This is a genomic window from Citrobacter freundii complex sp. CFNIH4 (assembly GCF_002934505.1).
Lineage (GTDB): Bacteria > Pseudomonadota > Gammaproteobacteria > Enterobacterales > Enterobacteriaceae > Citrobacter > Citrobacter freundii.
The window spans coordinates 4,050,191-4,063,182 of the sequence record NZ_CP026231.1 but is presented as its reverse complement, the minus strand read 5'-3'; the positions used below and the strand labels follow the sequence as shown (position 1 = coordinate 4,063,182).

Here is a 12,992-nt window from a genome sequence, read left to right as displayed (position 1 = left end):
TATGGTGAAGGATATGCCACCAGGACACTGGCATACATACACAGCACACATCTCTGCAGGAAAAAACGCTATGAAAAATGTTGGTTTTATCGGCTGGCGCGGTATGGTCGGCTCTGTTCTCATGCAACGCATGGTTGAGGAGCGTGACTTCGACGCCATTCGCCCTGTTTTCTTTTCTACTTCCCAGCTCGGGCAGGCGGCACCGACATTCGGTGGAACCGCGACCGGCACGCTTCAGGACGCTTTTGATCTGGATGCGCTGAAGGCGCTCGATATCATCGTGACCTGTCAGGGCGGCGATTATACCAACGAAATCTATCCAAAGCTTCGTGAAAGCGGTTGGCAGGGTTACTGGATTGACGCGGCCTCTTCGCTGCGTATGAAAGACGACGCCATCATTATTCTCGATCCGGTTAACCAGGATGTCATCACCGATGGCCTGAATAAAGGTATTAAGACCTTTGTCGGCGGTAACTGCACCGTTAGCCTGATGCTGATGTCCCTCGGTGGCCTGTTTGCCAACGACCTGGTCGATTGGGTCTCCGTGGCGACCTATCAGGCGGCTTCCGGCGGCGGCGCGCGTCACATGCGCGAGCTGCTGTCTCAGATGGGCCATCTGTATGGCCATGTGGCCGAGGAGCTGGCGACCCCATCCTCTGCTATTCTCGACATCGAACGTAAAGTGACGACCCTGTCCCGTAGCGGTGAACTGCCGGTTGATAACTTTGGCGTACCGCTGGCCGGTAGCCTGATTCCGTGGATCGACAAACAGCTCGATAACGGTCAGAGCCGTGAAGAGTGGAAGGGACAGGCGGAAACCAACAAAATTCTCAACACGTCTTCCGAGATCCCGGTTGATGGTCTGTGCGTGCGCGTCGGCGCGCTGCGCTGCCACAGCCAGGCGTTCACCATCAAACTGAAAAAAGATGTGTCTATTCCGACCGTGGAAGAACTGCTGGCGGCGCACAACCCGTGGGCGAAAGTAGTACCAAACGATCGTGAAATCACCATGCGTGAGTTAACCCCGGCGGCCGTTACCGGCACGTTGACCACGCCAGTAGGTCGTCTGCGTAAGCTGAATATGGGACCGGAGTTCCTGTCAGCCTTTACCGTAGGTGACCAGCTGCTTTGGGGTGCTGCGGAGCCATTGCGCCGCATGTTACGTCAACTGGCGTAATGGTTTGTTAATGATCAAAGGGTGCTGAGTCACCCTTTTTTTTGCGTAATACAGGAGTAAGCGCAGATGTTTCATTTTTTACCAGGAGTAAGATAAAGCATTGGCTATTCTTTAAGGGTGACTTAGTACCGGAGGTATTAAGTTGTTGCCTGAAGGTGGGACGACGCAGAGAGGATGCACAATTGTGCTGCGCCGTTCAGGTCAAAAAAAGTGTCGCTACCTGATGTCGAAAATCAGTTGGAAGGGGTGACACCATAAAACAGGATGACAACCATGTCCGTTCGTATCGATAGAGACGTGATTAATGCGCTAATTGCAGGCCATTTTGCGGATCCTTTTTCCGTACTCGGTATGCACCAAACTGACGCTGGACTTGAAGTCCGCGCCCTATTACCTGACGCCACCGAAGTGTGGGTGATCGAACCCAAAACCGGACGCAAAGTCGGCAAGCTGGATTGCCTCGACTCTCGTGGTTTTTTCTGTGCAGTACTTCCCCGCCGTAAAAATTTCTTTCGCTATCAGTTGGCCGTTGTCTGGCACGGACAGCAGAATCTGATTGATGATCCTTATCGTTTTGGCCCGCTGATCCAGGATATGGATGCCTGGCTGTTATCTGAAGGTACGCACCTGCGACCTTACGAAACGCTGGGTGCGCATGCGGATACAATGGATGGTGTAACCGGCACGCGCTTCTCTGTCTGGGCACCTAACGCTCAACGCGTGTCAGTGGTTGGGCAGTTCAACTACTGGGATGGCCGTCGCCACCCGATGCGCCTGCGCAAAGAAAGCGGTATCTGGGAGCTGTTTATCCCCGGCGCGCAGCATGGCCAGCTGTATAAATATGAGATGATCGATGCCAACGGTAAGCTGCGAATCAAAGCGGACCCTTACGCCTTCGAAGCGCAAATGCGCCCGGAAACCGCGTCGCTTATCTGTGGTCTGCCGGAAAAAGTGGTGCAAAGCGAGGAGCGTAAAAAAGCCAACCAGTTTGATGCGCCAATATCTATCTATGAAGTGCACCTGGGTTCATGGCGTCGTCATACCGATAACAACTTCTGGCTGAGCTACCGCGAGCTGGCGGATCAACTGGTGCCTTACGCCAAGTGGATGGGCTTTACCCACCTTGAACTGTTGCCGATTAACGAGCATCCGTTCGACGGTAGCTGGGGTTACCAACCTACCGGCATGTATGCGCCGACCCGTCGATTTGGTACGCGCGATGACTTCCGCTATTTTGTGAATGCCGCGCATCAGGCGGGGCTGAACGTCATTCTTGACTGGGTGCCGGGCCATTTCCCGTCGGACGATTTTGGTCTGGCAGAGTTTGATGGCACTAATCTGTATGAGCACAGCGACCCGCGAGAAGGGTATCACCAGGACTGGAACACGCTGATCTACAACTATGGCCGCCGTGAAGTCAGCAACTATCTGGTGGGCAACGCCCTGTACTGGATTGAGCGCTTTGGTATCGACGCGCTGCGCGTGGATGCCGTGGCATCGATGATTTATCGCGACTACAGCCGTAAAGAAGGGGAATGGGTCCCGAACGAATTTGGTGGTCGTGAAAACCTCGAAGCCATTGAGTTTTTACGCAATACCAACCGTATTCTTGGCGAACAGGTGCCTGGTGCGGTGAGCATGGCGGAAGAGTCCACTGATTTTGCTGGCGTTTCAAGACCGCAGGACATGGGCGGTTTAGGGTTCTGGTATAAGTGGAACCTCGGCTGGATGCACGACACGCTGGACTACATGAAACTGGATCCGGTTTATCGCCAACATCACCACGATAAGCTGACCTTCGGCATGCTGTACAACTACACCGAGAACTTTGTCCTGCCGTTGTCGCACGATGAAGTGGTGCACGGCAAGAAATCGATTCTCGACCGCATGCCGGGCGATGCGTGGCAGAAATTTGCCAACCTGCGCGCCTACTACGGCTGGATGTGGGCCTTCCCCGGTAAGAAACTGCTGTTTATGGGCAACGAGTTTGCGCAGGGACGTGAATGGAACCATGACGCCAGCCTCGACTGGCACCTGCTGGAAGGCGGTGATAACTGGCATCACGGCGTACAGCGTCTGGTGCGCGATCTGAACCTCACCTATCGTCATCACAAAGCGCTGCACGAGCTCGACTTTGACGCCTATGGCTTTGAGTGGCTGGTGGTGGATGACAAAGAACGTTCGGTGCTGGCTTTCGTGCGTCGTGACAAGGTCGGCAATGAAATCATCGTGGTCAGTAACTTTACGCCTGTGCCCCGCCACGGCTATCGCTTCGGTATCAATCAGCCGGGGAAATGGCGTGAGATCCTCAATACCGATTCGATGCATTACCACGGCAGCAATACTGGCAACGGCGGTGCGGTGCACAGTGATGAAATCGCCAGTCATGGTCGTCAGCATTCACTGAGCCTCACGTTGCCGCCGTTGGCAACGATCTGGCTGGTTCGGGAGGGGGAATGACGCAACTGGCAACCGGCAACGCCACCCCCCATGGTGCAACGTATGACGGCCATGGCGTTAATTTTACTCTCTTCTCAGCCCACGCTGAACGCGTTGAATTATGCGTATTTGACGAGGACGGTTGCGAACTCCGCTACGACCTGCCGGGGCGTAGCGGCGATGTCTGGCACGGCTATCTGGCCAACGCCCGGCCCGGTCTGCGCTATGGCTATCGCGTCCATGGCCCATGGCAACCGCAGCAGGGCCACCGGTTTAACCCAGCCAAGCTGCTGCTCGACCCTTGCGCCCGTCGGGTCGAGGGCGAGTTAAAAGATAACCCGCTGCTGCACGGCGGGCTAAATGAACCGGATCACCATGATAATGTCACCATCGCGCTGAAGGGGGTGGTGGTGTCCGACCATTATGACTGGGAGGATGATGCCCCGCCGCGCACGCCGTGGGGCAATACCGTGATTTACGAAGCGCATGTCAAAGGGTTGACGTATTTGCATCCTGACCTGCCGGAAGAGATTCGCGGAACCTACAAAGCGCTGGGTCATCCGGTAATGATCGACTATTTCAAGCGTCTCGGCATTACCGCGCTGGAGCTGCTGCCGGTGGCGCATTTTGCCAGCGAACCACGACTTCAGCGGCTGGGCCTGTCGAACTACTGGGGCTACAACCCGGTGGCCATGTTCGCGCTGCATCCGGCCTATGCCTGTTCGCCGGAGAGTGCGCTTGATGAGTTTCGCGACGCGGTAAAAGCGCTGCACAAAGCGGGGATTGAGGTCATTCTCGATATCGTTTTGAACCACAGCGCCGAGCTGGATCTCGAAGGGCCTGTCTTCTCGCTGCGCGGAATTGATAACCGTAGCTATTATTGGATCAGGGACGATGGTGATTACTACAACTGGACCGGTTGTGGGAACACCCTCAATTTAAGCCATCCCGGCGTTGTGGAATACTCATGTGAATGCCTGCGCTATTGGGTTGAAACCTGCCATGTAGATGGTTTTCGTTTTGATTTGGCTTCCGTCATGGGGCGTACACCTGCGTTTCGTCAGGATGCGCCGCTGTTTACCGCGATCCAAAACTGTCCGCTGCTCTCACGCGTGAAGCTGATTGCGGAACCGTGGGATATTGGTGAAGGCGGGTATCAGGTGGGGAATTTCCCCCCTCCGTTTGCCGAGTGGAATGACCATTTCCGCGATGCGACGCGACGCTTTTGGCTCCAGCGTAATCTCTCGTTGGGCGAGTTTGCCGGGCGTTTTGCCGCATCCAGCGATGTGTTTAAACGCCAGGGCCGCAAACCCAGCGCCACGGTCAATCTGGTGACCGCGCACGACGGTTTTACGCTACGCGACTGTGTGTGCTTCACAAATAAGCACAATGAAGCGAATGGTGAGGAAAATCGCGACGGCACTAGCAATAACTACAGCGACAATCATGGTAAAGAAGGATTAGGCGGCACGCTGGACCTGATTGAGCGGCGGCGCGACAGCATTCATGCGCTGTTAACTACGCTGTTGCTCTCCCAGGGGACGCCGATGTTGCTGGCGGGCGATGAGCATGGTCATAGCCAGCACGGCAACAATAACGCTTACTGTCAGGATAACGCCTTAACGTGGCTGGACTGGCAACAGGCAAACAGTGGGCTAACCACATTTACCGCCGCGCTGATTCATCTGCGCCGGCAAATCCCAGCATTAACAGGGGATTGTTGGTGGGAAGAGGGCGATGGCAATGTTCGTTGGCTGAATAAGTACGCACAACCCTTAAGTGCGGATGAGTGGCAAAACGGCCCGAGGCAGATGCAAATCCAGCTTTCAGACCGTTTTCTGATTGCAATAAACGCCACGCTTGAGGTGACAGATATCGTTTTACCTGAAGGGGAATGGCATGCCATTCCCCCATTTGCCGGAGAGGATAATCCGGTGCTTACGGCTGTCTGGCAGGGACCTGCGCACGGACTGTGTGTGTTCCAGAGAAGATAAAAAAGGAGTTAGTCATGGTGAGTTTAGAGAAGAACGATCGTGTAATGTTGGCGCGCCAGCTGCCATTAAAATCTGTTGCCCTGATCCTGGCCGGTGGCCGCGGTACCCGCTTAAAAGATTTGACCAACAAACGTGCCAAACCTGCTGTGCACTTTGGCGGTAAGTTCCGCATTATCGATTTTGCCTTATCCAACTGTATTAACTCCGGGATCCGCCGTATTGGCGTGATCACTCAGTACCAGTCCCACACGCTGGTGCAGCATATTCAGCGCGGCTGGTCGTTCTTTAGCGAAGAGATGAATGAGTTTGTCGATTTGCTGCCTGCCCAGCAGAGAATGCAGGGTGAAAACTGGTATCGCGGAACGGCGGATGCGGTGACCCAAAACCTGGACATCATTCGACGCTATAAAGCGGAATACGTGGTGATCCTCGCGGGCGATCATATTTATAAGCAGGACTACTCACGCATGCTGATCGACCACGTCGAGAAGGGCGCGCGTTGCACCGTGGCCTGTATGCCAGTGCCTATTGAAGAGGCCAGCGCGTTTGGCGTGATGGACGTGGACGACACCGATAAAATTATCGAGTTCGTTGAAAAACCCGCCAACCCGCCAGCCATGCCAGGCGACCCGACCAAATCTCTTGCCAGTATGGGGATCTACATTTTCAACGCCGATTATCTGTATGAACTGCTGGCGGAAGATGATCTCGATGAAAAATCCAGTCACGATTTTGGCAAAGACATTATCCCGAAAATCACCGAAGCTGGCATGGCGTATGCACATCCATTCCCGTTGTCCTGCGTGCAGTCTGACCCGGAATCCGAACCGTACTGGCGCGATGTGGGGACGCTGGAAGCCTACTGGAAGGCGAACCTTGATCTGGCTTCGGTGACGCCTGAACTGGATATGTACGACCAGGACTGGCCAATCCGAACGCACATGGAATCGCTGCCACCGGCGAAATTTGTGCAGGACCGTTCCGGTAGCCACGGAATGACGCTGAACTCGCTGGTTTCTGGCGGATGCATAATTTCAGGTTCGGTGGTGGTGCAGTCCGTTCTGTTCCCGCGAGTGCGGGTGAATTCATTCTGTAACATTGATTCGGCAGTGTTGTTACCTGAAGTGTGGGTGGGACGTTCGTGCCGCTTACGTCGTTGCATTATCGACCGCGCCTGCGTTATTCCTGAAGGCATGGTGATAGGTGAAAACGCGGAAGAAGATGCGCGTCGTTTCTACCGTTCAGAGGAAGGCATTGTGCTGGTCACGCGTGAAATGCTGCGCAAACTGCAGATCAAACAGGAGCGATAATGCAGGTTTTACACGTTTGTTCAGAGATGTTCCCCCTGTTAAAAACCGGGGGACTGGCGGATGTTATTGGGGCGTTACCTGCCGCGCAAATTGCGGACGGCGTGGATGCCCGCGTGTTGCTCCCGGCGTTTCCAGATATTCGTCGCGGCATTCCCGATGCACAGGTCGTGACGCGTCGCGATACCTTCGCTGGACGTATCACGCTGCTTTTCGGGCATTTCAACGGCGTGGGTATTTACCTGATTGACGCGCCGCATCTTTACGACCGTCCCGGTAGCCCGTATCACGACACCAACCTGTTCGCTTATACCGATAACGTCCTGCGTTTTGCGTTGCTTGGCTGGGCCGGATGTGAAATGGCCTGCGGCCTTGACCCATTCTGGCGCCCGGATGTGGTGCATGCGCACGACTGGCATGCCGGTCTGGCCCCGGCGTATCTGGCGGCGCGCGGCCATCCGGCGAAATCGGTGTTCACCGTACACAACCTGGCTTATCAAGGCATGTTTTATGCAAAGCATATGGATGACATCCAATTGCCATGGTCGTTCTTTAATGTGCACGGGCTGGAGTTTAACGGCCAGATTTCGTTCCTGAAGGCAGGGTTGTACTACGCAGACCACATTACGGCAGTGAGTCCAACTTACGCGCGGGAGATTACCGAGCCGCAGTTTGCCTATGGTATGGAAGGTCTGTTGCAGCAGCGTCATCGGGAAGGACGGCTTTCCGGCGTGCTGAACGGCGTGGATGAAAAAATCTGGAGCCCGGAAACCGACCTGCTGCTGGCGTCGCGCTATACGCGTGACACGCTGGAAGAAAAGGCGGAGAACAAACGTCAGCTGCAGATCGCGATGGGACTTAAGGTTAACGACAAAGTGCCGCTGTTTGCTGTCGTGAGCCGTCTGACCAGTCAGAAAGGGTTGGATCTGGTGCTGGAGGCTCTGCCGGGTCTGTTAGAGCAGGGGGGGCAACTGGCGTTACTTGGCGCGGGCGATCCAGTGTTGCAGGAAGGTTTCCTCGCCGCAGCGGCGGAACATCCGGGGCAAGTGGGCGTGCAGATTGGCTATCACGAAGCCTTCTCGCACCGCATCATGGGTGGGGCCGATGTGATATTGGTTCCCAGTCGTTTTGAGCCATGTGGCTTAACGCAGTTGTATGGACTGAAGTATGGCACGCTGCCGCTGGTGCGGCGCACCGGTGGGCTGGCTGATACGGTCTCTGACAGTTCGCTGGAAAACCTGGCGGACGGTATCGCCAGTGGGTTTGTATTTGAAGATAGTAATGCCTGGTCGCTGCTACGTGCGATCCGGCGTGCTTTCGTATTGTGGTCCCGGCCTTCGCTGTGGCGGTTTGTACAACGTCAGGCCATGACCATGGATTTTAGCTGGCAAGTCGCGGCGAAGTCATACCGTGAGCTTTACTATCGCTTGAAATAGATATCCAGGAATCACCTATATGAATGCTCCATTTACTTATGCATCGCCCACACTCAGCGTAGAGGCACTTAAGCATTCTATCGCCTACAAGCTGATGTTCACGATTGGTAAGGACCCGGTCATTGCCAATAAACATGAGTGGCTGAACGCCACGTTGTTCGCGGTGCGCGATCGTCTCGTGGAGCGCTGGCTGCGTTCTAACCGTGCGCAATTATCCCAGGAAACTCGTCAGGTCTATTACCTGTCAATGGAGTTTCTGATTGGCCGCACGCTTTCCAATGCACTGTTATCGTTGGGTATTTATGACGATGTCAAAAATGCGCTGGAAGGTATGGGGTTGGATCTGGAAGATCTGATCGATGAAGAAAACGACCCGGGTCTTGGCAACGGTGGCCTCGGGCGCCTGGCGGCCTGCTTCCTGGACTCGCTGGCAACGCTGGGACTGCCGGGACGCGGCTATGGTATTCGTTATGACTACGGCATGTTCAAGCAAAACATTGTTGATGGCCGACAGAAAGAGTCGCCGGACTACTGGCTGGAATACGGTAACCCATGGGAGTTCAAACGCCACAATACGCGCTACAAAGTGCGCTTTGGCGGGCGTATACAGCAGGAAGGCAAGAAAACGCGCTGGATAGAAACCGAAGAGATCCTCGCGGTTGCCTACGACCAGATTATCCCCGGTTACGACACCGATGCCACCAACACGCTGCGCCTGTGGAATGCCCAGGCCAGTAGCGAGATCAACCTCGGTAAATTTAACCAGGGCGACTACTTTGCGGCGGTGGAAGATAAAAACCACTCCGAGAACGTCTCCCGCGTGCTTTACCCGGATGACTCCACCTATTCAGGACGCGAGCTGCGCTTGCGCCAGGAGTATTTCCTGGTCTCCTCCACGGTGCAGGACATTCTGAATCGGCATTATCAACTGCACAAAACCTACGATAATCTGGCGGATAAAATCGCCATTCACCTCAACGACACCCACCCGGTGCTGTCGATCCCTGAGCTGATGCGTCTGTTGATTGATGAGCACAAGTTCAGTTGGGATGATGCGTTTGAAGTGTGCTGTCAGGTTTTCTCGTATACCAACCACACTTTGATGAGCGAAGCGCTGGAGACCTGGCCGGTGGATATGCTGGGCAAAATTCTGCCGCGCCATCTGCAAATCATTTTTGAGATTAACGACTACTTCCTGAAAACGCTGCAGGAGCAGTATCCGAACGATACCGGTCTGCTGGGGCGGACGTCGATTATCGATGAATCTAACGGCCGCCGGGTGCGTATGGCATGGCTGGCGGTCGTGGTGAGCCACAAGGTTAACGGTGTGTCTGAACTGCACTCCAACCTGATGGTGCAGTCGCTGTTTGCTGACTTTGCGAAGATTTTCCCGACTCGCTTCTGCAACGTGACCAATGGTGTGACGCCGCGTCGCTGGCTGGCGCTGGCTAACCCGCCGCTCTCTGAGGTGCTGGATGAGAATATTGGCCGCACCTGGCGTACCGATCTCAGCCAGTTGAGCGAGCTTGAACAGCACTGCGATTTCCCGTTGGTGAACCAGGCGGTACGCCGAGCGAAGCTGGAGAACAAAAAACGTCTGGCCACGCTCATTGCCCAGCAGCTTAACGTGGTAGTGAATCCGAAATCGCTGTTTGACGTACAGATCAAGCGTATTCACGAATACAAACGTCAGCTGATGAACGTGCTGCATGTGATCACCCGCTACAACCGCATTAAGGCCGATCCTGACGCCGAGTGGGTGCCGCGTGTGAATATCTTCGCCGGTAAAGCGGCTTCGGCCTATTACATGGCGAAGCACATCATTCATCTGATCAACGATGTCGCGAAAGTGATCAATAACGATCCGCAAATTGGCGACAAACTGAAAGTGGTGTTTATCCCCAATTACAGCGTCAGCCTGGCGCAGGTGATAATTCCTGCTGCCGACCTGTCTGAGCAGATCTCACTGGCCGGGACCGAAGCCTCCGGGACCAGTAATATGAAATTTGCGCTGAATGGCGCGTTGACCATTGGTACGCTGGATGGTGCCAACGTCGAGATGCTGGAACATGTGGGCGCAGAAAATATCTTTATCTTTGGTAATACGGCGGAAGAGGTTGAGGCTTTGCGTAGTCAGGGCTATAAGCCGCGTGAATATTACGAGAAAGACGAGGAACTGCACCAGGTGCTGACGCAGATCGGCAGTGGCGTATTCAGCCCAGAGGAGCCGGGACGCTATCGCGACCTGGTGGACTCATTGATCAACTTTGGCGACCACTATCAGGTGCTGGCGGATTATCGTAGTTACGTTGATTGTCAGGATAAGGTTGATGAACTGTATCGTCATCCGGAAGAGTGGACTACTAAGTCGATGATTAATATCGCCAACATGGGCTACTTCTCGTCGGACAGGACGATCAAAGAGTACGCCGAAAACATCTGGCATATTGATTCGGTGCGGTTGTAAAACACGAGGCCGGGGGCGCTGCGCTTGCCCGGCCTACGTTTATGCACCTTTGTAGGCCGGATAAGGCGTCGCCGCCATCCGGCATTTTTATCAGGACGCCAGCGACAGCTGGTGCTTCTCAATGTATTCAGCCAGCCACTTGGTCATGCGCGACTGCTGCTCAGCGTTCAGCCACATACCTTCTTTCGTGCGACGCCACAACGCATCTTCCGCACGACGAACCCATTCGTGATCGACCAGGTATTTCAGCTCGGCCTCATAAAACTCATGGCCAAAGTCTTCACCTAACTCGGCAAGCGAGGTGGCTTCGCCGATGACCCATTCGGTGTTGCTGCCGTAGGTGCGAGAATAATGGCGCGCCAGCGACTCGGTCAGGAACGGGTAGCGACGGCGCAGTTTGGCCGCGTAGTCTTCGCGATCGCCGCCAATGTCACCGCCTGGCAGAATGCACTCTTTGGTCCACGCCGGGCCGATGCCCTGATAGTACGATGCCAGTTTTTCCATCGCGTGCTCAGCCAGCTTACGATAGGTCGTCAGCTTACCGCCAAAGACCGACAGCAGCGGCGCTTTGCCGTTTTCGTCGTGGATATCCAGCGTGTAATCACGGGTGATTGCCTGCGGTGAGTCAGACTCGTCATCGCATAGCGGACGCACGCCCGAGTAAGTCCAGACGATATCATCACGGCCCAGCTGCTTCTTAAAGTGCGCGTTGTAAACCTTCAGCAGGTAATTGATCTCGCTTTCATCAATTTTCACCGCTTTCGGATCGCCTTTGTATTCAACGTCTGTCGTCCCGATGATCGAGAATTCGTCCATCCATGGGATAACAAACACAATGCGTTTATCTTCGTTTTGCAGAATATAAGCTTGCTTCTGGGTATGGACGCGCGGCACCACGATGTGGCTGCCTTTAATCAGACGAATACCGTACGGCGATGGCAGGTGCATACCGTCGTCGAAGAACTCTTTCACCCACGGACCGGTGGCGTTGACTAGGCCACGCGCCTGCCAGGTGTGTTTTTTGCCGGTATCGATATCTTCAGCTTCAACAATCCACAAACCGTTTTCACGGCGAGCAGAGGTGGCGCGAGTGCGGGTTAATACTTCTCCGCCTTTGCGTACGACCATTTGGGCGTTTGCCAAAACCAGTCGTGCATCGTCTACCCAGCAGTCAGAATATTCGAAACCGCGCACAATCTCAGGTTTCATTACAGAATCTGCGCCAAAACGCAAACCGGTAGAACTTGGCAAACTGGTGCGTTTGCCCAGATGATCGTACATAAACAAACCAATCCGGATCATCCACGCCGGACGCAGGTGCGGGCGGTGGGGCAGACGAAAGCGCATAGGGAAGGCGATGTGTGGTGCCATTTTCAACAGCACTTCACGTTCGGCCAGCGCTTCGCTCACCAGACGAAATTCGTAGTGTTCCAGGTAGCGCAGGCCACCGTGGATGAGTTTGGAGCTAGCGGAAGAGGTGGCGCAGGCTAAATCCTGCGCTTCCAGCATCAGCACGGATAAACCGCGTCCAGCGGCATCTGCCGCGATACCGGCACCGTTGATGCCTCCACCTATCACAATCAGATCTTTGGTTTCCATGCTGGCCTCTCGCACTTTCGTTATAGCTCATTAATGTTCGTTATCGAGCATAATAGCAAAGATTCGCGCCATTGGTAACATCGGATAAACAATTTACAGTGATACATATAACATTATGGCGTTTAACTGCCGTCGGGACGTACACTAAGCAGTAACATGTCCGAAAAGCGTCACCTGCCATAAAAAGAAGAGAGAGCAATGGATCAGTTTGAATGTATTAATGTCGAAGAAGCGCATCAGAAGCTGCATCAGGGGGCGGCGGTGTTAGTGGATATTCGCGACCCGCAAAGCTATGCAATGGGCCATGCCCCACAGGCATTTCATTTGACGAACGACACGCTGGGATCATTTATGCGCGAGCATGATTTCGACACCGCCGTGTTGGTGATGTGTTATCACGGCAACAGCAGTAAAGGCGCGGCGCAATATCTTCTGCAGCAGGGCTATGACGCGGTTTACAGCGTTGACGGCGGCTTCGATGCCTGGCATCGACATTTTCCGGCAGAAGTGGCATACGGTTTGTAAGGCTATACCCAAATTAATTCGAGTTGCATCGCGACGGCGACGCAGCGA

Annotated in this window: 8 protein-coding genes; 7 read left to right on the top strand and 1 reads right to left on the bottom strand. The window is 54.5% G+C overall.

Going from position 1 to position 12,992, the window contains the following annotated elements; genetic code table 11:
- Positions 1-70: 70 nt before the first annotated feature.
- From asd to glgP, 6 genes are all read left to right on the top strand, one after another.
- Positions 71-1,177 (top strand): aspartate-semialdehyde dehydrogenase, encoded by a 1,107-nt coding sequence (gene asd, locus C2U41_RS20855; protein ID WP_103848252.1) that lies wholly within the window; start codon positions 71-73, stop codon positions 1,175-1,177.
- Positions 1,178-1,450: 273 nt separating this feature from the next.
- The gene (gene glgB / locus C2U41_RS20850; RefSeq protein WP_071697063.1) at positions 1,451-3,637 is read left to right on the top strand and encodes a 1,4-alpha-glucan branching enzyme; all 2,187 of its coding nucleotides are present in this window, start codon (positions 1,451-1,453) and stop codon (positions 3,635-3,637) included.
- Positions 3,634-5,610: a glycogen debranching protein GlgX gene (gene glgX / locus C2U41_RS20845; RefSeq protein WP_103848253.1), complete on the top strand. Its 1,977-nt coding sequence runs from the start codon at positions 3,634-3,636 to the stop codon at positions 5,608-5,610. Before glgB ends, glgX begins: the two co-directional genes overlap by 4 nt.
- A 14-nt stretch (positions 5,611-5,624) precedes the next feature.
- On the top strand, positions 5,625-6,920 hold the full coding sequence (glgC, locus tag C2U41_RS20840; protein WP_003023489.1) for a glucose-1-phosphate adenylyltransferase: 1,296 nt from the start codon (positions 5,625-5,627) through the stop codon (positions 6,918-6,920).
- Positions 6,920-8,353, top strand: a complete 1,434-nt coding sequence (gene glgA, locus C2U41_RS20835; RefSeq protein WP_003023490.1) for a glycogen synthase GlgA — start codon at positions 6,920-6,922, stop codon at positions 8,351-8,353. The genes glgC and glgA overlap by 1 nt, the downstream gene beginning before the upstream one ends.
- Before the next feature lie 19 nt (positions 8,354-8,372).
- Positions 8,373-10,820, top strand: a complete 2,448-nt coding sequence (glgP, locus tag C2U41_RS20830; RefSeq protein ID WP_003023492.1) for a glycogen phosphorylase — start codon at positions 8,373-8,375, stop codon at positions 10,818-10,820.
- Positions 10,821-10,910: 90 nt separating this feature from the next.
- On the opposite strand, the gene glpD is transcribed toward glgP, so the two are convergent.
- On the bottom strand, positions 10,911-12,419 hold the full coding sequence (gene glpD / locus C2U41_RS20825; RefSeq protein WP_103848254.1) for a glycerol-3-phosphate dehydrogenase: 1,509 nt from the start codon (positions 12,417-12,419) through the stop codon (positions 10,911-10,913).
- Positions 12,420-12,617: 198 nt separating this feature from the next.
- Between glpD and glpE the strand changes: the two genes are divergently transcribed.
- Positions 12,618-12,944: a thiosulfate sulfurtransferase GlpE gene (gene glpE, locus C2U41_RS20820; RefSeq protein WP_103848255.1), complete on the top strand. Its 327-nt coding sequence runs from the start codon at positions 12,618-12,620 to the stop codon at positions 12,942-12,944.
- The last annotated feature ends 48 nt before the right edge of the window (positions 12,945-12,992 follow it).

What these genes read in the sequence shown, in the direction of transcription:
- glgB (WP_071697063.1), top strand. Translation starts at nt 1,451, where the DNA reads ATGTCCGTTCGTATCGATAGAGACGTGATTAATGCGCTAATTGCAGGC.
- glgC (WP_003023489.1), top strand. Translation starts at nt 5,625, where the DNA reads ATGGTGAGTTTAGAGAAGAACGATCGTGTAATGTTGGCGCGCCAGCTG.
- glpE (WP_103848255.1), top strand. Translation starts at nt 12,618, where the DNA reads ATGGATCAGTTTGAATGTATTAATGTCGAAGAAGCGCATCAGAAGCTG.
- glgX (WP_103848253.1), top strand. Translation starts at nt 3,634, where the DNA reads ATGACGCAACTGGCAACCGGCAACGCCACCCCCCATGGTGCAACGTAT.
- glpD (WP_103848254.1), bottom strand. Translation starts at nt 12,419, where the DNA reads ATGGAAACCAAAGATCTGATTGTGATAGGTGGAGGCATCAACGGTGCC.
- glgA (WP_003023490.1), top strand. Translation starts at nt 6,920, where the DNA reads ATGCAGGTTTTACACGTTTGTTCAGAGATGTTCCCCCTGTTAAAAACC.
- asd (WP_103848252.1), top strand. Translation starts at nt 71, where the DNA reads ATGAAAAATGTTGGTTTTATCGGCTGGCGCGGTATGGTCGGCTCTGTT.
- glgP (WP_003023492.1), top strand. Translation starts at nt 8,373, where the DNA reads ATGAATGCTCCATTTACTTATGCATCGCCCACACTCAGCGTAGAGGCA.